The 18,539-nt window shown below is 71.8% G+C and carries 20 protein-coding genes; 6 read left to right on the top strand and 14 right to left on the bottom strand.

The features are described from left to right. Positions 1–91 precede the first annotated feature (91 nt). The 5 genes from ACWEQO_RS12995 to ACWEQO_RS12975 all read right to left on the bottom strand — a co-directional run bounded on the left by ACWEQO_RS12995 (position 92) and on the right by ACWEQO_RS12975 (position 6,623). Positions 92–1,213, bottom strand: coding sequence for a cell division initiation protein (locus ACWEQO_RS12995; protein ID WP_452982145.1), 1,122 nt, complete (start codon positions 1,211–1,213; stop codon positions 92–94). Positions 1,214–1,344: 131 nt separating this feature from the next. Then, on the bottom strand, positions 1,345–1,824 hold the full coding sequence (coaD, locus tag ACWEQO_RS12990) for a pantetheine-phosphate adenylyltransferase (RefSeq protein ID WP_361452979.1): 480 nt from the start codon (positions 1,822–1,824) through the stop codon (positions 1,345–1,347). Between the two features lie 26 nt (positions 1,825–1,850). Next, positions 1,851–2,441: a 16S rRNA (guanine(966)-N(2))-methyltransferase RsmD gene (gene rsmD / locus ACWEQO_RS12985; RefSeq protein WP_361452976.1), complete on the bottom strand. Its 591-nt coding sequence runs from the start codon at positions 2,439–2,441 to the stop codon at positions 1,851–1,853. 176 nt (positions 2,442–2,617) lie between these two features. Further along, positions 2,618–4,846, bottom strand: coding sequence for an ATP-dependent DNA helicase RecG (gene recG / locus ACWEQO_RS12980; RefSeq protein WP_452982140.1), 2,229 nt, complete (start codon positions 4,844–4,846; stop codon positions 2,618–2,620). 55 nt (positions 4,847–4,901) lie between these two features. Then, positions 4,902–6,623, bottom strand: coding sequence for a DAK2 domain-containing protein (locus tag ACWEQO_RS12975; RefSeq protein WP_452982137.1), 1,722 nt, complete (start codon positions 6,621–6,623; stop codon positions 4,902–4,904). A gap of 268 nt (positions 6,624–6,891) precedes the next feature. On the opposite strand from ACWEQO_RS12975, the gene rpmB reads away from it, so the two are divergent. Then, on the top strand, positions 6,892–7,077 hold the full coding sequence (gene rpmB, locus ACWEQO_RS12970) for a 50S ribosomal protein L28 (protein WP_004924906.1): 186 nt from the start codon (positions 6,892–6,894) through the stop codon (positions 7,075–7,077). 110 nt (positions 7,078–7,187) lie between these two features. Here rpmB and thiD read toward each other — a convergent pair whose 3' ends face one another. Further along, the gene (gene thiD, locus ACWEQO_RS12965) at positions 7,188–8,009 is read right to left on the bottom strand and encodes a bifunctional hydroxymethylpyrimidine kinase/phosphomethylpyrimidine kinase (protein ID WP_452982134.1); all 822 of its coding nucleotides are present in this window, start codon (positions 8,007–8,009) and stop codon (positions 7,188–7,190) included. Continuing rightward, the gene (locus ACWEQO_RS12960; RefSeq protein ID WP_361452964.1) at positions 8,006–8,971 is read right to left on the bottom strand and encodes a thiamine-phosphate kinase; all 966 of its coding nucleotides are present in this window, start codon (positions 8,969–8,971) and stop codon (positions 8,006–8,008) included. The genes thiD and ACWEQO_RS12960 overlap by 4 nt, the downstream gene beginning before the upstream one ends. 241 nt (positions 8,972–9,212) lie before the next feature. On the opposite strand from ACWEQO_RS12960, the gene ACWEQO_RS12955 reads away from it, so the two are divergent. Then, positions 9,213–9,446 carry an Lrp/AsnC family transcriptional regulator gene (locus tag ACWEQO_RS12955; protein WP_361452961.1) on the top strand — a complete coding sequence of 78 codons (234 nt, stop codon included), beginning with the start codon at positions 9,213–9,215 and terminating at the stop codon, positions 9,444–9,446. 20 nt (positions 9,447–9,466) lie between these two features. Further along, complete coding sequence (locus ACWEQO_RS12950) at positions 9,467–9,973, top strand: DUF3515 domain-containing protein (protein ID WP_452982130.1); 507 nt, start codon at positions 9,467–9,469, stop codon at positions 9,971–9,973. A gap of 34 nt (positions 9,974–10,007) precedes the next feature. Here the strand turns inward: ACWEQO_RS12950 and ACWEQO_RS12945 are convergent, their stop codons facing one another. The 3 genes from ACWEQO_RS12945 to ACWEQO_RS12935 all read right to left on the bottom strand — a co-directional run bounded on the left by ACWEQO_RS12945 (position 10,008) and on the right by ACWEQO_RS12935 (position 13,194). Beyond that, entirely contained in the window at positions 10,008–11,165 is a 1,158-nt protein-coding gene (locus ACWEQO_RS12945) for a D-alanine--D-alanine ligase family protein (RefSeq protein ID WP_452982127.1), read from the bottom strand. Between the two features lie 125 nt (positions 11,166–11,290). Further along, positions 11,291–12,301: an NAD(P)H-dependent glycerol-3-phosphate dehydrogenase gene (locus ACWEQO_RS12940; protein ID WP_361452952.1), complete on the bottom strand. Its 1,011-nt coding sequence runs from the start codon at positions 12,299–12,301 to the stop codon at positions 11,291–11,293. Then, positions 12,298–13,194, bottom strand: coding sequence for a lysophospholipid acyltransferase family protein (locus ACWEQO_RS12935; protein WP_361452949.1), 897 nt, complete (start codon positions 13,192–13,194; stop codon positions 12,298–12,300). The genes ACWEQO_RS12940 and ACWEQO_RS12935 overlap by 4 nt, the downstream gene beginning before the upstream one ends. A 158-nt stretch (positions 13,195–13,352) precedes the next feature. Between ACWEQO_RS12935 and cofC the strand changes: the two genes are divergently transcribed. Continuing rightward, entirely contained in the window at positions 13,353–13,991 is a 639-nt protein-coding gene (gene cofC, locus ACWEQO_RS12930) for a 2-phospho-L-lactate guanylyltransferase (protein ID WP_452982123.1), read from the top strand. 9 nt (positions 13,992–14,000) lie between these two features. After that, entirely contained in the window at positions 14,001–14,204 is a 204-nt protein-coding gene (locus tag ACWEQO_RS12925) for a hypothetical protein (protein WP_202276163.1), read from the top strand. A gap of 115 nt (positions 14,205–14,319) precedes the next feature. Here ACWEQO_RS12925 and ACWEQO_RS12920 read toward each other — a convergent pair whose 3' ends face one another. The 4 genes from ACWEQO_RS12920 to leuC form a co-directional block, all read right to left on the bottom strand. Beyond that, on the bottom strand, positions 14,320–14,943 hold the full coding sequence (locus ACWEQO_RS12920; RefSeq protein WP_361452943.1) for an HU family DNA-binding protein: 624 nt from the start codon (positions 14,941–14,943) through the stop codon (positions 14,320–14,322). A 136-nt stretch (positions 14,944–15,079) separates the two neighbouring features. Next, complete coding sequence (locus ACWEQO_RS12915) at positions 15,080–15,310, bottom strand: SCO5555 family protein (RefSeq protein WP_361452940.1); 231 nt, start codon at positions 15,308–15,310, stop codon at positions 15,080–15,082. Between the two features lie 266 nt (positions 15,311–15,576). Continuing rightward, entirely contained in the window at positions 15,577–16,179 is a 603-nt protein-coding gene (gene leuD, locus ACWEQO_RS12910; protein ID WP_452982118.1) for a 3-isopropylmalate dehydratase small subunit, read from the bottom strand. Positions 16,180–16,185: 6 nt separating this feature from the next. Continuing rightward, entirely contained in the window at positions 16,186–17,613 is a 1,428-nt protein-coding gene (gene leuC / locus ACWEQO_RS12905; RefSeq protein ID WP_452982115.1) for a 3-isopropylmalate dehydratase large subunit, read from the bottom strand. A gap of 173 nt (positions 17,614–17,786) precedes the next feature. Here leuC and ndgR point away from each other — a divergent pair, with 173 nt between their 5' ends. After that, positions 17,787–18,500 carry an IclR family transcriptional regulator NdgR gene (gene ndgR / locus ACWEQO_RS12900; protein ID WP_279333701.1) on the top strand — a complete coding sequence of 238 codons (714 nt, stop codon included), beginning with the start codon at positions 17,787–17,789 and terminating at the stop codon, positions 18,498–18,500. The last annotated feature ends 39 nt before the right edge of the window (positions 18,501–18,539 follow it).

Raw genomic sequence — 18,539 nt, 5'->3', positions numbered from 1 at the left:
ATCGCGGATGTGCACACGACCGAGGAGCCAGGATACTGGACCTTCGGCTCTCCGCCCAATCCGGTTCCGCGGCGGCCGGTGACGAGCCCGGTCAGCCGTTGCCGCGGCCCTGTTCGTAGGCCCGCAGCTGTTCGGGACTGATCATGCTGGTGTCGAAGAGGCTGGTCTCGTCCAGGACGCCCGGGGTCTGTTGCTGCTGCGGGACGTAGCCCTGCTGGGCCTGGCCGGGGTCGTACGCCGGCTGCTGCGGGGTCTCGTAGCCCTGGTAGGCGGCGTACGGGTCCTGCTGGACGGCCTGCTGCTGGTAGCCGTACGGGTCCTGCTCGCCTCCGTACTGGTCCTGCTCGCCGCCGTACTGCTGCTGGTAGCCGCCGTACGGGTCGGGCTGCTGGTAGCCGTACGCCTCCTGCTGGGCGTACTCCTGCTGCTGCGGGTCCTGCCGGGGGACCTGCGGAGCCTCCTGCGGCGGCTGCGGGGCCCGCTGGGCCGGGAGGTCCGGCATGGCCGCGAGGTCGGCGAGGTAGTCGGCGTCGCTGGAGTGCTGGATCGTGGTGGGGTCCTCGGCGAGGGCGCCGAGGTCGTCGGTGGCGATCCGGCCGTGCAGGGTCTGACGGCCCCGGCCCACCGCCTCCAGGGTCTTGGCGAGGACCGCCTCGAAGGCGCCGAGCTTGACATCGACGTACTCGTCGGCGCTGCGGCGCAGGGTCTCCGGGTCGTGACTGCGCTCGGGGGCGTCGTCATCCTCATAGCCCTGCTCGTCCAGACCGGGCCCGGTGCCGAGCAGCTTCTCGCGGCCCCGGCCGACCGAGCCGAGCGTCTTGGTGAGGACGACCTCGAAGTTGGCGAGCTTGGAGTCGACGTAGTCGTCGGCCTCCGCGCGGACCTCCTCGGCCTCCTTGCGGGCCTCGGCGAGGATCCGGTCGGCCTCGGACTGGGAGCGGCGGGCGACCTCCGTGCCCGAGATCAGGGAGCCGCGCTCGGCGTGCGCGCCCTCGATGATCCGCTCGGCCTCCTTGCGGGCCTGCTCGACCATCTGCTCGCGGTCGCCGATGAGTTCCTGGGCCTGGGCCAGGGAGTCGGGCAGCGCCGCGCGCACCTCTTCGAGCATCGAGAGCAGCTCTGCGCGGTTGATCACGCACGAGGCCGACATGGGCATCGACCGGGCACCGGAGACCGCGGCGACGATCTCGTCCAGCTTCTTCTGCACGTCCACCGTGTGCTCGCCACTCTCTACAGCTGTGTTGGAGACGGACGCAACGACTGTACGGCCCCGGGCCGGGCGGGGAACACCGGCCGTCGGATCGCCGGGATCCCACCGCCCCCGGGCGGCCGCCCCGGCGGCGCTCAGTCCCTGCGCAGCCGCTCGGAGAGCGCGGAGAGGACTTCCGGGGGCACCAGGTGCGAGACGTCGCCGCCCCAGGTGGCGACCTCTTTGACCAGGGAGGACGACAGGAAGCTGTAGGTGGGATTGGTGGGGATGAACAGGGTCTCCACACCCGAGAGGCCGTTGTTCATCTGGGCCATCTGCAGCTCGTAGTCGAAGTCGCTGACCGCGCGCAGGCCCTTGACGATCGCGGGGATCTCGCGCTGCTTGCAGAAGTCGACGAGGAGGCCGTGGAAGGCTTCGACCCGTACGTTCCCGTACTCGGCGGTGACCCGGCTGATCAGGTCGATCCGTTCCTCGACCTCGAACAGGCCCTTCTTGGACTGGTTGATCATCACCGCGACGTAGACCTCGTCGTAGAGGCTGGAGGCGCGGCCGATGATGTCGAGGTGTCCATTGGTGATCGGGTCGAACGACCCGGGGCATACGGCGCGGCGCACTTGTGATCCCTCGCTCTCCGGTCCGGTCATCGTGCGTCTTCGCACGTAGAGGCGGCGCGACCGTACCAAAACGTTCCCTCGCCGTAGCGACGGGCCCGGATCGCGTCGAAACCGGGCGGCCACCCGAACTCTCCGCCTCTGGTGCTGCGCTCCACGGTGACGACGGCCTCCTCGGCGAGCCACCCCCCGGAGCGGAGTGTGAGCAGGATCTCGCGAAGATCGTCGTCGGAGACGCTGTACGGGGGGTCGAGGAAGACGAGGTCGTACGGCCCGGTCGCCGGCGGGGGCGTGCGGATGACCTGTTCCGCCTTGCCCGGTCTGATGTCGGCGCCGGGCAGTCCCAGTGCCCTGATGTTCTCCCGGACCGTGCGGACGGCCCTGGCGTCGGCCTCGACGAGGAGGGCGTGCCCCGCTCCCCGGGACAGGGCCTCCAGGCCCACGGCGCCGGAGCCGGCGTACAGGTCGAGGACGCGCTCGCCCTCCAGCGGGCCGCCGAGGAGGGCCTGCCAGGTGGAGAACAAACCTTCGCGCGCCCGGTCGGAAGTGGGTCGGGTGCCGTTGCCCGGCGGTACGCCCAGGCGGCGCCCGCCGGCCCGGCCGGCGATCACGCGGGTCATGTCCTGGTCCTTGTCCTTGTCGGCCTTGTCGGCGCTATCGGCGTTGTCGGCGTTATCAGCGTTGTCGGCGTTATCAGCGTTGTCGGCGTTGCCGGTCTCGTCGGCGTTGTCGGTGCGTTCGGGGCGCGTCCCCGTCCGTGGCCGGGTGCCGGGTACCCGAAGGTGGCTCCAGTCTGTCAGCCCTTCTCCAGGTACTGCTCCCGCTCGTCGTCCAGCAGGGCGGCCAGGGCCGTGCGCAGCCCGGGCAGACGCTCCAGCTCGGGGTCGGCGGCGACGACCGCGGCCGCCTCCTCACGGGCCTCGGCGATGATCTCCTCGTCGTCGATGACGGCGAGCATGCGCAGGCTGGAGCGGGTGCCGGACTGGGCCTGGCCCAGGACGTCGCCCTCGCGGCGCTGCTCGAGATCGATGCGGGATAGCTCGAAGCCGTCCAGGGTGGCGGCGACCGCACCCAGCCGCTGCCGGGCCGGGCTCGCCTCGGGCATCTCGGTGACCAGCAGGCACAGGCCGGGGGCCGAGCCGCGTCCGACCCGGCCGCGCAGCTGGTGGAGCTGGGAGACGCCGAAGCGGTCCGCGTCCATGATCACCATCGCGGTCGCGTTGGGGACGTTGACCCCGACCTCGATGACGGTGGTGGCGACCAGGACGTCGGTCTCACCCGCGGCGAAGCGGCGCATGACGGCGTCCTTGTCGTCGGGCTGCATCCTGCCGTGCAGGACCTCCACGCGAAGGCCCCGCAACGGTCCCTTAGCCAGGTGCTCGGCGACGTCGAGGACGGCGAGCGGCGGACGCTTCTCGGCATCGGCCTCCCCCGCGGCCTCCGGCGGCTTCTTCTTCCCGGCCCCCGGATCGTCCTCCTCGTCACCGATGCGCGGGCAGACCACGTACGCCTGGTGGCCGCCCTCGACCTCCTCGCGCACCCGCTCCCAGGCGCGGGCCAGGAAGTGGGGCTTGTCGGCGGCGGGGACCACATGGCTGGCGATGGGCGAGCGGCCGGCCGGGAGCTGGTCGAGGACGGAGGTCTCCAGATCGCCGAAGACGGTCATCGCGACCGTGCGCGGGATGGGGGTGGCGGTCATGACGAGCAGGTGCGGGGGCTGCTTGCCCTTGCCGCGCAGGGCGTCGCGCTGTTCCACGCCGAACCGGTGCTGCTCGTCGACGACGACCAGGCCCAGGTCGTGGAACCGGACCTTGTCCTCGATCAGCGCATGGGTGCCGATCACCACGCCGGCCTCACCGGTGGCCAGGTCGAGCAGGGCCTGGCGGCGGGCCGCCGCGCCCATGGAACCGGTGAGCAGCACCACCTTGGTGGCGTTCTCCGCCCCGCCGAGCATTCCTCCCTCGGCCAGCTCGCCCATCATCTCGGTGACCGACCGGTGGTGCTGCTGGGCGAGCACCTCGGTGGGCGCGAGCATGGCCGCCTGTCCCCCGGCGTCGACGACGGCGAGCATGGCGCGCAGGGCGACCAGGGTCTTTCCGCTGCCCACCTCGCCCTGGAGCAGCCGGTGCATCGGGTGTTCCGTCGCCAGGTCGTCGAAGATCTCCTCCGAGACCTTCTGCTGGCCCTCGGTGAGCGTGAAGGGGAGGCGGTCGTCGAAGGCCGCGAGCAGGCCGTCCGGCCTCGGTCTGCGGGCGACGGCGGGAAGCAGGGCGTCGGCGTGGCGGCGGCGGGCGAGGGCGACCTGGAGGACGAAGGCCTCGTCCCATTTGAGGCGGGCGCGGGCGTCCTCGATGTCGGCCCTGGTCTGCGGGCGGTGGATCTTCAGCAGGGCCTCGGGCAGCGGGATCATGCCGCGCCCCTCGCGCAGGGCGCCGGGCAGGGGGTCCACGGCGTCCCGGGCGCCGGGCAGGACGGTCTGGAGCGCCTTGCCGATCTTCCAGGACTCCAGCTTGGCGGTGGCGGGGTAGATCGGGATCAGCGCGCCGGCCCAGGTCTCCACGCTCTCCTCCCCATCACCGCGCAGCAACTCATAAGCCGGGTGGGCGAGTTGGAGACGGCGGTTGAAGACGGAGACCTTGCCGGCGAACATCGCGCGGGTGCCCGGCAGGAGTTCCTTGTGCGGTTTGTGGACGCCGTTGCCGAAGAAGACCAGACGGAGCCGGCCGCTGCCGTCCGTGATGGTGACCTCCAGGCGCTGGCCCTTGCCGCGCGGGGCCTTGGAGGAGGCGAAGGTGTGCAGACGGGCGTCGGCGACCTGGGCGACCACGGTGACGTGCTCGTCCATGGGGAGGTCGGCGAGGTGTGTGAGCTGGCCGCGCTCCTCGTACCTGCGGGGATAGTGATGGAGGAGGTCGCCGACCGTGTGCAGGCCGAGGTGCTCGGCCATCACCTTCGCGGTGGGAGGGCCGAGCACCGACTTCAGCGGCTGTTCCAGTGGTTCTCTCAGTGCGGGCACGAGATCCATTGCACACCAAGGCACTGACAAAGCGGGAACGCGGGAGCCGGGAGGGGCCCGGTGTTCACTCCACGCCGATGAGGAGCAGGGCGCCCTGTCTGCCGCCGTGGTAGAGCACCGTGTCGACGGCCAGGTGGTTCTCCCGGACCCGGGCCTCCAGGTGGGCGGCGAGGGTGTGGGGGGTCTCGTCGCCGAGGACCAGGGTGACCATCTCCCCGCCCGCGGCGAGCATCCGGTCCAGGACGGCCTCGGCGGTGGCCGTGACGTCGTCGCCGATCACGGCCACATCACCCTCGATGAGGCCGAGGACGTCGCCGGCCTGGCAGATGCCGGCCATGGTCCAGGACTGCCGTTCGGCGACGGTGACCTCGGCGTAGCGGGTCGCGCCGGCCGCCGAGGTCATCGCCACCACGTCCTCGTCGAAGCGGCGCTCCGGCTCGTGCACCGCGAGCGCCGCGATGCCCTGGACCGCGGAGCGGGTCGGGATGAGCGCCACCCGGAGCCCTTCGGCGCGGGCCTGTTCGGCCGCCGCGGCGGCGGTGTGGCGCAGTTCCTCGTCGTTGGGCAGCAGCACCACCTCACGCGCGTGCGCCCGCCGCACGGCCTCGACGAGCTCACCGCTGGCCGGCGGCTCGCCGGGCCGGGCGAGCACCGTGGTCGCCCCGGCCTCGGTGTACAGGCCGGCCAGCCCTTCTCCGGGCACCACGGCCACCACGGCCCGCCGGGCACGTTCCTGGAGCGGACGCCCGGCGCCAGGGGCGTGGGGGTCGCCGGCGCCGAAGTGCGTGATCCGGATACGGTGCGGGCGCCCGGCCTCGACCCCCGCCTCCACGGCGGCGCCGGCGTCGTCGACATGGACGTGGACGTTCCACAGCCCGTCGCCGCCGACCACGACGAGCGAGTCCCCGAGACCGTCGAGTCGCTGCCGCAACCGCTCCACGGCCGCGTCCGAGGCCTCCAGGAGGTAGATCACCTCGAAGGCGGGCCCGGTGAGCCCCGTCGCGCCCTCGTCCTCGGCGCACTCCGCGGACCCGGCGGGCGGGCCGTGCTCCCCGCGCGCGGGGAGCACGGGGCCGGGCGCCGGGCTTCTCGGCGTCTCCCCCGTGAACGTCTCCACCAGCGCCCCGAGCACCGCCACCAGTCCCCGGCCGCCCGCGTCCACCACTCCCGCCCGCCGGAGCACGGCGAGCTGGCCCGGTGTCGCGGCGAGGGCCGCGCCGGCCCCCTCGTAGGCCGCCCGCGCGACCGCCCCGCAGTCGCCCTCCGCGCCGCCGGCCGCGTCGGCGGCGGCCGAGGCGACGGTGAGCACGGTGCCCTCGACGGGGTGGGCCACGGCCTGCCGCGCGGAGTCGGCCGCGGTGCGCAGGGCCTGCCGCAGTCCCCGGCCGTCGACGGGGGCCTGCGTCCCGTACCCGGCCAGCACCTGTGCCATCCCCCGCAGCAGCTGCGCCAGGATCGTCCCGGAGTTCCCGCGGGCGCCGATCAACGCGCCGTGGGCCATCGCCCGCGCCGCGTCGGCCAGCGTGGGCCCCCGGGTCCCGTCGGGGCCCGCACCGTCGTGAGCCCTGTCGGTCCGCTCGGCCTCGTGTCCCGCGAACACCGCCTCGACCGCCGTGGCGGCGGACTCGACCGTCAGGTAGAGATTCGTACCGGTGTCGCCGTCCGCCACGGGGTAGACGTTGATCGCGTCGATCTCCTCACGCGCCCGGCCGAGGGCGTCAAGCGCGAGTCCGCACCAGGCACGCACCGCGAGAGCATCGAAGAATGTCTGCGGCACCTGCGCCACCTGCGCCTCCCTGAGCTGCCGGCCGTGGCTCGCAGCGTAGACCTTGGGGCGCCGGGCGGCGGAAGCGGGCCGGGACGGCCCTCTGAGCTGCCATGGTAGTTTCGTTCTACTGGTGCAGCCGTTGTATGCTGCTCCGGTTGCCCGATCCGAATCGGGCCTCTCCCTGGCAAAGCCACTCAGATTCCCAAGGGCTCCTGGAGCTCCGGCATCCTGATCCCGGCCGTGCCGGGATCAACCGTAAGTGCATCTGAAGTCTTTGGAGTGACCCGTGGCTGCCAACTGCGACGTCTGCGGCAAGGGGCCGGGCTTCGGCAACAACATCTCGCACTCGCACCGCCGTACGCCCCGTCGCTGGAACCCGAACATCCAGCGTGTGCGTACCGTGGTGGGCGGGACGCCGAAGCGCGTGAACGCTTGCACCTCGTGCATCAAGGCCGGCAAGGTCTCGCGCTGACGCTCTCACCGAGCGCGCGGCCACAGCTGGTCCACCGCATTGAGCCGGTCCACCCGAAAGTGGACCGGCTTTTTGCCGTGCCCGTACGGCCGGCGCCACGGCGGGGGCGCTCAGACCCCGTCGGACCGCGTCAGCGCCCAGCCGTGATCCACCGGTCCGATTCCGCCGCCCAGCGCGAATCCGGCCGCGAGCGCCCCCGTGACGTACTCCTTGGCGGCCGTCACCGCCGCCGGCACCGTCCTGCCCTTCGCCAGATGGGCGGCGATCGCCGAGGCGAGGGTGCAGCCCGTGCCGTGGGTGTGCCGGTTGTCGTACCTCGGGGCGCGCAGCCAGTGCTCCTGCGCACCGTCCGTCAGCAGGTCGACGGCCTCGCCCGTGTCCCCGGCGAGGTGACCGCCCTTGATCACGACCCACTGCGGCCCGAACTCCAGCAGCGCCTCCGCGGCCCGGCGGAAGTCCTGCTCCGACTCCACGCGCACACCGGTGAGTTGCGCCACTTCATCCAGGTTCGGCGTGGCCACGGTGGCGACCGGCAGCAGCTTCGTCCGTACGGAGTCCAGCGCGGAGGGCGCCAGCAGCGCGTCCCCGTGCTTGGAGACTCCGACCGGGTCGACGACCACCGGCGCCCGGGTCCCGGAGATCAGCTCGGCCACCGTCTCGACGAGTTCGGCGGAGGCCAGCATGCCGGTCTTGACCGCCTGGACGCCGATGTCGTCGACGACGCTGCGGTACTGGGCCCGTACCGCCTCCACCGGCAGCGGCCAGGCGCCCTGCACGCCCAGGGAGTTCTGCGCGGTCACCGCGGTGACCACGCTCATGCCGTGCGTGCCCAGCGCGAGCATCGTCTTCAGGTCGGCCTGGATCCCCGCGCCTCCGCCGGAGTCCGAGCCGGCCACGGTCAGCACCCTCGGCGGAGCCGTCCCTGCGCTCATGACTCGATCCCCCCGAAGTGGTCCCAGCCGGCCTGAGCGGTCCAGGGGGCCCCGTCGACCGTCACCTGGGGCAGCGCCGAGAGGTTGAGCACCTCGCCTATCACCTTCCAGCGGGCGGGCAGTTTCACGTCCGGCGGGAAGGTGGCCACGATCGCGTGGTCCTCTCCCCCGGTCAGCACCCACTGCATGGGGTCGACACCGACGGCCTGCCCGATGTCGTTCATCTGGGAGGGAATGTCGATCGCCCCGGAACGGATGTCGATGCGTACCTTGCTGGCCTCGGCGATGTGCCCGAGGTCGGCGATCAGTCCGTCGCTCACGTCGCACATCGCCGTCGCGCCCAGCCCCGCGGCCGCCGGGCCCGCATGGTACGGCGGTTCGGGGCGGCGGTGCGCCTCGACGAAGGCGCGCGGCGAGCGGAAGCCGCGCGAGAGCACCGCGTGCCCGGCCGCGGACCAGCCGAGCCAGCCGGTCACCGCGACGAGGTCGCCGGGCCGTGCGCCGCCCCGGGTCACCGCCTCCTGGTTGCGCAGGTCACCGAGCGCGGTGATCGAGACCGTGATCGTGTCGCCGCGGACGACGTCTCCGCCGACCACCGCGGCGCCCGCGACCTGGCACTCGTCGCGCAAGCCGTCCATCAGCTCCGAGGGCCAGGTCACCGGCAGTTCCGCGGGGACGACCAGGCCGAGCAGCAACGCGGTCGGTACGGCGCCCATGGCGGCGATGTCGGCGAGGTTCTGGGCGGCGGCCTTGCGGCCGACGTCGTAGGCCGTGGACCAGTCGCGGCGGAAGTGCCGGCCTTCCAGCAGGATGTCGGTGCTGGCCACGACCCTGCGGTCGGGTGCGGCGACCACCGCGGCGTCGTCGCCGGGGCCGACCCGGACCGCCGGTGTGGTGGTGAGACGGGAGGTGAGCTCCCTGATGAGCCCGAACTCCCCGAGCTCACCAACAGTGCCCTTCATGTCCCCAGCTCCCCTTCTTTCCCTGTCCGGGACCGGTACCGGTCCCGGTTCCGTTCCCGGTCGCGGGTCGTCCGTGCCCTCGCCACGGTCGAAGTGACCGTCACCCTCTGTTCGGTTTCCGTCCGGTCCGGGCCCCGGCGCGCGGGGTCCGGGTCCCGCAGGTCTCCCCGCGAGGAGCGGCGACGCGATACCGTGGCGTTCCTTTTCCCCACATGATCCTCGTGGCCGCTCTGGAGGTTTCGTGGTACAGGCGTACATCCTGATCCAGACGGAGGTCGGCAAGGCGTCGACCGTCGCCGATCTGATCGGCAGGATCCCCGGAGTCGTCCAAGCCGAGGACGTGACCGGACCCTACGACGTCATCGTGCGCGCCCAGGCCGACACCGTCGACGACCTGGGACGCATGGTGGTCGCGAAAGTCCAGCAGGTGGACGGCATCACCCGCACCCTGACCTGCCCGGTCGTCCATCTGTAGCCCCCGTCTACCCTGTGTCGGTGAGCTTCTTCCGTCACCGTCACGCACTTCTGCCCGCACTCGCCGCCACCGTGCTGGTCACCGTCGCGGGCTGTTCTCCGGCAGACGGCAGGGCGTCGGCGTCGGTTCCCAGTCCGGGCGCGAAGGTCACCGAGCTGTGCCGGAACCTGGACGAGGCCCTGCCGGCGACGGTGGACGGTGAGGATCGCGACGATCCCGAACCCGCGTCCGAACTGACCGCGGGCTGGGGCGGCGTGGCGATCATACTGCGGTGCGGTGTCGGGCAGCCGCCGAAGATGATCGACCCCAAGGTGGCCAACGGCAACGACCCGGACGCGCTGGCGGGGGGCGTCGACGGTGTCGACTGGCTGATGGAACAGCAGGACGACGGGACGCACCGCTTCACGACCGCCGGCCGTGAAGCCTATGTCGAGGTGCGGGTGACCGACGGACGGGACAGCACGGGCGTACTGATCGATCTCGCCCCGGCCGTCAAGAAGGCGATCCCCGAGGGGATCGCCTCCTAGAGCCTGCCGTCGCCTCCCCGGCGCCGGCCGGGGTTCAGCGCAGTCCGGTCGAGCGGCGGAGCGCCGCCTGCACCAGCAGGTCCACCAGCTCCGGGTACTCGACGCCGGTGGCCTGCCACATCTTCGGGTACATAGAGATGGGCGTGAAGCCGGGCATCGTGTTGATCTCGTTGATCACGAACTCGCCGTCCTCGGTGAGGAAGAAGTCCGCGCGCACCAGCCCCTCGCAGCCGGCCGCCTCGAACGCCTCCACCGCCAGCCTGCGCACCTCGGCCGTCTCCCCGTCGGTCAGCGGCGCGGGCACCAGACCGGGCGTGGAGTCGATGTACTTGGCCTCGAAGTCGTAGTAGGCGTGCGCGTCGGGCGGCGGGATCTCGGCGGGGACCGAGGCGCGCGGGCCGTCCTCGAACTCCAGCACACCGCACTCGATCTCACGGCCGCGCAGGGCCGCCTCCACCAGGATCTTCGGGTCGTGCCGCTGGGCCTCGGCGATCGCCTCGTCCAGGCCGGAGAGGTCGTCGACCTTGGTGATGCCGATCGAGGAGCCCGCCCGCGCGGGCTTCACGAACAGCGGCCAGCCGTGCTCACCGGCGAAGTCGACGATCTTCTTGCGGGCGGCGGACTCGTCGCGCTCCCATTCGCGCGGCCGGATCACCGCGTACGGGCCGACCTTCAGCCCGAAGGAGGCGAACACCCGCTTCATGTACTCCTTGTCCTGGCCGACGGCCGAGGCCAGCACCCCGGAGCCCACGTAGGGGACGCCGGAGAGCTCCAGGAGGCCCTGCAGGGTGCCGTCCTCCCCGTAGGGGCCGTGCAACACCGGGAAGACGACGTCGACCTCGCCGAGCGCCTTGGGCACCGAACCGGGCTCGCTGTAGACGACTTCACGGTTGCCGGGGTCGAGGGGGAGCACCACAGCGCCCTCGGCCGAGTCGGCAAGCTGGTCCACGCTGGGCTGCCGGCGGTCGACGATGGCCATGCGGTCCGGCTCGTCGGCGGTGAGCGCCCACCTGCCGTCCTGGGTGATGCCGATCGGCAGGACCTCGTACTTGGTCCGGTCGATGGCCTTGAGGACGGCGCCGGCGGTGACCACGGAGATCCCGTGCTCGGAGCTGCGCCCGCCGAACACAACGGCCACACGCGGCTTGCGCGGCGGCTGCTCGGGGCTCTGGGGAAGGTTCTCGGTGCTCATATGGCGATGAGAGTACCCGGTGGTACAGCCACGTTGAAGCGCCCGCAACGCGGCAAACGGAGGGGTGCCCGCGCTGCCGCCGCGCCGTGGTCGCACGGACGCCGCCCGTGGTCGCCCCACATCGCTCAGCGTCGCTCGGGTTTCGCGCTGCGCGACATCAGCTCCTTGACGGCGGTCACCGGCGACTTGCCCTCGTGCACGATGCGGACAACCGTCTCGGTGAGCGGCATGTCGACGCCGTGCCGGCGGGCCAGGTCCAGCACCGACTCGCAGGACTTGACGCCCTCGGCGGTCTGCCTGGTGACCGCGACGGTCTCCGCCAGGGTCATGCCCTTGCCGAGGTTGGTACCGAAGGTGTGGTTGCGCGAGAGCGGTGAGGAACAGGTGGCCACCAGGTCGCCCAGGCCGGCGAGTCCGGCGAAGGTCAGCGGGTCCGCGCCGAGCGCCGCGCCGAGTCGGGTGGTCTCGGCGAGCCCGCGGGTGATGAGCGAGCCCTTGGCGTTGTCGCCGAGCCCCATGCCGTCCGCGATGCCGACCGCCAGCCCGATCACGTTCTTCACCGCACCGCCCAGTTCGCAGCCGACGACGTCGGTGTTGGTGTACGGGCGGAAGTACGGCGTGTGGCAGGCGGCCTGGAGCCGTCGGGCCACGGCCTCGTCGGTGCAGGCGACCACTGCGGCGGCGGGCAGCCGGGCGGCGATCTCCCGGGCGAGGTTGGGTCCGGTGACCACGGCGATCCGGTCGGCGCCGGCTCCGGCGACGTCCTCGATCACCTCGCTCATCCGCATGGTGGAGCCGAGTTCGACGCCCTTCATCAGCGACACCAGGACCGTGTCCGGGGCGAGCAGCGGTTTCCACCCGGCGAGGTTGTCGCGCAGCGTCTGCGAGGGGATCGCGAGGACGGTGAAGTCGGCGTCGCGCGCGGCGTCGGCGGCGTCGGTGGTGGCCCGCAGGTTCTCCGGGAGTTCGACTCCGGGCAGGTAGTCGGGGTTGGTGCGGGTGGAGTTGACCGCTTCCACGAGTTCGGGGCGCCGTGCCCACAGCACGACGTCGCATCCCGCGTCGGCGAGCACCATGCCGAAGGCCGTGCCCCACGATCCGGTGCCGAAGACGGCTGCCTTGACCGGTTTGCTCACTTGCCCAGCCCCTCTTCCCGCGCGGCCGCCCGCTCGCCGGTTCCGCGCTCCTCCTGCCGCCGGCCCTCCGGCGCCCCGTGCCCGGACGATCCGTGCTCCGGCGATCCGTGTTCGGACGGTCCGTGTCCGGACGCCCCCTCCCGCCGCCTCGGCCGGATCTGGGCCCGGGTCCTGCGGCCCTGCTCCGAGCGCTCGCGGCGCGGGTCGTAGGGCACCTCGGGGGCCTTCTCCCCGCGGATCTCCTCCAGCAGCCGGGTCACCGCCGCCATGATGGCCTCGGTCGCCTCCTTGAGCAGTTCCGGGGTCATCTCCCGGTCGTAGAAGCGGTCCAGGTCCACGGGCGGCCCGGCCAGCACCCGGTGGGTCTTGCGCGGGAAGAAGCTGGGCCTGGTGGCGTACGGCGGGAGCACCTCGTTGGCTCCCCACTGCGCGACCGGGATGACGGGGCACCTGGTCTGCAGGGCCACTCGCGCGGCACCGGTCTTGCCGGTCATGGGCCAGCCGTGCGGGTCGCGGGTAAGGGTGCCCTCGGGGTAGAAGGCGACGCACTCGCCGCGTTCCACGGCGTCGATCGCGGCCCGGAAGGCGCTGAGCGCGTCCGTGCTTTCCCGGTAGACGGGAATCTGCCCGGTACCCCGCATCGCGGCACCGACGAATCCCTTCTTGAAAAGGCCGCTCTTCGCCAGGAATCGCGGAACGCGCCCGGTGTTGTACTGGAAGTGCGCATAGGCAAAGGGGTCGATGTGCGAATTGTGGTTCACCGCGGTGATAAATCCACCCTCGGCCGGAATGTTCTCCATTCCGCGCCAGTCCCGTTTGAGCAGAACCACCAGCGGTGGTTTACAGAGAACCGCGGCGAAGCGGTACCAAAAGCCGATTCTGCGGCGCGGCACAGGGACACCTTCCTCTAAGTCCTGGACCCGGGAGCCAGGCGGGCCGCACAAGTGTCGCCCCGGGCCGCCGGTCTGTCGAGAACACCGTACGCCCCGCCCCCCTGGCCACCGGGTGTCACGGGGGACAATGGCGACGACAAGAGAGGGACGTAACACGCGTGCAGTGGACCCTGGTGGTGCCCCTGAAACCACTGGCCGAGGCCAAGAGCAGGCTCGCGGACACCGCGGACGACGCGGTGCGTCCGGGGCTGGCCCTGGCCTTCGCGCAGGACACGGTCGCGGCCGCGCTGGCCTGTCGCGCCGTGCGCGACGTGGTGGTCGTCACGGGGGACGCCCTGGCCGGCCGTGAGCTGGCCGCGCTCGGAGCCCGCATCGTCCCCGACGAACCGGGGGGCGGCCTGAACGCGGCGCTCGCGCACGCGGCCGCCGCCGTACGGGCCTTCGGGGGCGCGGGGCCCGTGGCGGCCCTCAACGCCGATCTCCCGGCGCTGCGCCCGGCCGAATTGGCCCGCGTCCTCGACCGGGCCGCGGTATTCCCGCGCGCATTCCTCCCCGACGCCGCGGCCGTCGGCACCACGCTGCTCTCCGCGGCACCGGACGAGGAATTGCGCCCTTCCTTCGGGCCCGGCTCCCGGGCCCGGCACCGGGTGTTCGGAGCCGTCGAACTCCACCTCGACGCGGTGGATTCCGTACGGCAGGACGTGGACACGGGCGACGATCTGCGGGCGGCGCTGGCGCTGGGCGTGGGGCCCCGCACGGCGGCCGCCGCCGCGCGGCTGCTGATCGCGGAGCAGTAGGCTGCCGACATGCAGGCGACCGCGTACACCTACGACCCCGAAAGCCGCAGCGGCCAGGTGCTGCTGGACGACGGCACACCGGTGCCCTTCGACGCGCGGGCCTTCGACGCCGGGGGCCTCAGGCTGCTGCGCCCCGGGCAGCGGGTGCGCGTCGAGACCCAGGGCGAGGGCGAGGCCCGGCGGATCACGCTGGTGACGCTGCACACGTTCTGACCCGCCGCCGCACACGTCCCGATCCGCCGCGGCGTACGGCGGGGGCGCCGGACACACCGCGGGCCGGGCTCCGTGACGGAGTCCGGCCCGGCGCGTGAGTACCGCTCGGCCGCCGTTACTTCTTGCGGGCGGTGGTCTTCTTGGCGGTGGTCTTGCGTGCGGTCGACTTCTTGGCGGGCGCCTTGGTGGCCGTGGCCTTCTTCGCCGGGGCCTTCTTGGCGGTGGTCTTCTTCGCCGCGGCGGTCTTGGCGGCCGGCGCGGCCTGCTTGGCGGTGGTCTTCTTCGCCGGGGTGGTCTTGGCGGTGGTCTTCTTCGCCGTCGTCTTCTTGGTGGTGGCCTTCTTCGCGGCGGCCGTCTTCGCGGTCTTCTTGGCGGCGGCCTTCTTCACCGTCGCCGAAGCCCCGCCGGACAGGCTGCCCTTGGGCGCCTTCTTGACGGCGACCTCGCCCCCGCGCGGCAGCTTCTTCGAACCGCTCACCAGGTCCTTGAACCCCTGTCCCGCACGGAAGCGCGGCACCGACGTCTTCTTGACCCGGACCCGCTCGCCGGTCTGGGGGTTGCGGGCGTAGCGGGCCGGACGGTCGACCTTCTCGAACGAACCGAAACCGGTGACGGAGACCCGGTCCCCCGCGACCACGGCGCGGACGATGGCGTCGAGGACCGCGTCGACGGCGTCGGCGGCCTGCTGTCGGCCGCCCATCTTGTCGGCAATCGCTTCTACGAGCTGCGCCTTGTTCACGTCTTCCCCTTCGGAGACATCGCCCGAACGAATCCGTTCAAGCGTTTTCGCACGTTAGGCAGATATATACCGCAAATCAAACACGAAACGGGCTTATCACCCTTGTGCCGCAATGAACTCGGCTGCCTTGGCCGATTCAGCGTTCCTCGTCGGGGAATCGCCCCTCGTCGAGATCCGTGATGAACAGCTCCAGCCGCCTTGCCGCGTTGGCGAGATCGTGCTTGGCCGCGGCCGTAATGACCAGCAGCTTCCGGGTCAGCGCCATCCGTACGCCCTCCGGTACTTGCAGTGCGCGCACTTCTGCATGCGCTTTTTTGAGCCGGGCCGCGACCAGCGTGTAGAGCTCGAGTTGGCCGTCGCGTTCCATGCACAGATTGTGCCATCTGGGGCGAGTTGTCGCCTGCGCAGGGGGCAACTGCCGCCTCGGACGGCAGTCCGAGCACATTCGGAGATCACGCGCACGTGACACGTGTACCCCGGCAACCACCTTCATAACGTGGGAAGTTGCAAGGCCTCAAGAGGACTCGCAGAGCCGAACGGGTGCAGAGACGGCCGTACCCCCGATCGGTCCGATCGGGGGTACGGAAGGGGGGGCGGGGTGGCCGAAAGTCGACCTGCCGCGAGGACTTCGCGTCAGGCGGCCGGGGCCGGGATCGTCTGTGGCTTGTACGACGGGCGCTTGGCCTCGTAGGCGGCGATGTCCGCCTCGTTCTGCAGCGTGATGGAGATGTCGTCGAGCCCGTTCAGCAGCCGCCAGCGGGAGTTCTCGTCGAGCTCGAAGGCGGCGGTGATGTTCCCGGCGCGCACCTCGCGGGCCTGGAGGTCGACGGTGATCTCGGCGGTGGGGTCGGCCTCGGTGAGCTCCCACAGCGCGTCCACCGTCCGCTGGTCGAGGACCACGGTGAGCAGGCCGTTCTTCAGCGAATTGCCGCGGAAGATGTCGGCGAAGCGGGAGGAGAGCACGGTTTTGAAGCCGTAGTTCTGCAGGGCCCAGACGGCGTGCTCGCGGGAGGAGCCGGTGCCGAAGTCGGGGCCGGCGACCAGCACGGTGGCGCCCTGGCGCTCGGGGCGGTTGAGGACGAACTCGGGATCCTTGCGCCAGGCCTCGAACAGCCCGTCCTCGAACCCGTCCCGGGTCACCTTCTTGAGCCAGTGGGCGGGGATGATCTGGTCGGTGTCGACGTTGCTGCGGCGCAGCGGGACGGCCCGGCCGGTGTGGGTGGTGAATGCTTCCATGACTGATCAGACTCCAGCGGGCGCGGGGGTGTCGGCGGCGAGGTCGGCGGGGGAGGCCAGGTGGCCGAGGACCGCGGTGGCGGCGGCGACCTGGGGGGAGACCAGGTGGGTACGGCCGCCCTTGCCCTGCCGGCCCTCGAAGTTGCGGTTGGAGGTGGAGGCGGAGCGCTCACCGGGGGCGAGCTGGTCGGGGTTCATGCCCAGACACATGGAGCAGCCCGCGTGCCGCCACTCGGCGCCCGCCTCCTTGAAGACCACGTCCAGCCCCTCGGAGACGGCCTGCAGGCCCACCCGGGCGGAGCCGGGGACGACCAGCATCCGTACGCCGTCGGCGACTTTGCGGCCCCTGACGATGTCGGCGGCGGCGCGCAGGTCCTCGATCCGGCCGTTGGTGCAGGAGCCTACGAAGACGGTGTCCACACCGATGGAGCGCAGCGGCTGGCCGGCCGTCAACCCCATGTATTCCAGGGCCTTTTCGGCGGCCAGGCGCTCCGAGGCGTCTTCGTACGAGGCGGGGTCGGGCACGGCGGCCGACAGCGGCGCGCCCTGGCCGGGGTTGGTGCCCCAGGTGACGAACGGCGACAGCGCGGCGGCGTCGATGACGACCTCGGCGTCGAACTCGGCGTCCTCGTCGGTGCGCAGCGTCCTCCAGTAGGCCACGGCCGCGTCCCAGTCCTCGCCCCGCGGGGCGTGCGGGCGGCCCTGGAGGTAGGCGAACGTGGTCTCGTCGGGGGCGATCATGCCCGCGCGGGCGCCGGCCTCGATCGACATGTTGCAGATGGTCATCCGGGCCTCCATCGAGAGCTTCTCGATGGCCTCGCCGCGGTACTCCAGGACGTAGCCCTGGCCGCCGCCGGTGCCGATCTTCGCGATGACCGCCAGGATCAGGTCCTTGGCCGTGACGCCGTCGGGCAGTTCGCCCTCGACGGTGATCGCCATGGTCCTGGGGCGGGTCATCGGCAGGGTCTGGGTGGCCAGCACGTGCTCGACCTGGGAGGTGCCGATGCCGAAGGCCAGGCCGCCGAACGCGCCGTGCGTGGAGGTGTGCGAGTCGCCGCAGACCACGGTCATGCCGGGCTGGGTCAGCCCCAGCTGCGGCCCCACCACGTGCACGACGCCCTGCTCGACGTCGCCCAGCGAGTGCAGCCGGACGCCGAACTCCGCGCAGTTCGCCCGCAGCGTCTCCAGCTGGACGCGGGAGACCGGGTCGGCGATGGGCTTGTCGATGTCCAGGGTCGGGGTGTTGTGGTCCTCGGTCGCGATGGTCAGGTCGAGCCGGCGCACTGCGCGGCCGCTCTTGCGCAGACCGTCGAAGGCCTGCGGGCTGGTCACCTCGTGCAGCAGGTGCAGATCGATGAAGAGGAGGTCGGGCTCGCCCTCGGCGCGCCGGACGACATGGTCGTCCCAGACCTTCTCCGCGAGTGTCCTACCCATCGCTTTCCCCTTTTTTGGTGCGCTCGCCTCCGGGGCGGCCCTCCGGCTCGCTCACCGCTGTTCTCGGGCATCTGTCCCGGCCCCGTGGATTACGGGCCGTGTCCCCACCAGGGTGGCGCGTTCCACCGAAAATTGAACTTGCGTTTCACAGAGTGAGACGCAAGTATCGTTGCATGGACAACAGTAGCGGCGTCGGCGTTCTGGACAAGGCGGCCCTCGTCCTGAGCGCTCTGGAGTCCGGCCCGGCCACCCTCGCGGGGTTGGTCGGTGCGACCGGACTGGCACGACCCACGGCCCACCGCCTGGCCGTGGCACTGGAACACCACCGCCTGGTGGCGCGCGACATGCAGGGCCGGTTCATCCTCGGCCCGCGCATGGCCGAACTGGCCGCGGCGGCGGGCGAGGACCGGCTGCTCGCCACGGCGGGCCCGGTGCTCACCCATCTCCGCGACGTGACCGGCGAGAGCGCCCAGCTCTATCGCCGGCAGGGCGACATGCGCATCTGCGTCGCCGCGGCGGAGCGCCTGTCGGGCCTGCGGGACACGGTTCCGGTGGGCTCCACGCTCACGATGAAGGCCGGCTCCTCCGCGCAGATCCTGATGGCCTGGGAGGAGCCGGAGCGGCTGCACCGCGGTCTGCAGGGCGCCCGTTTCACGGCGACGGCCCTGTCGGGTGTCAGGCGCCGCGGCTGGGCGCAGTCGATCGGGGAGCGCGAGCCCGGCGTCGCCTCCGTCTCCGCGCCGGTGCGCGGCCCCTCGAACCGCGTGGTGGCCGCCGTGTCGGTGTCGGGGCCCATCGAGCGTCTGAGCCGCCACCCGGGCCGTATGCACGCCCAGGCCGTCATCGACTCCGCGGCCCGCCTCTCCGAGGCGCTGCGCCGCTCCTGACCCCACCCGCCCCTCGGGACCGGGCCCGCCTCAACGCCG

The organism is Streptomyces sp. NPDC004051 (assembly GCF_053604275.1).
This window is presented reverse-complemented; position numbering and strand designations above follow the sequence as displayed.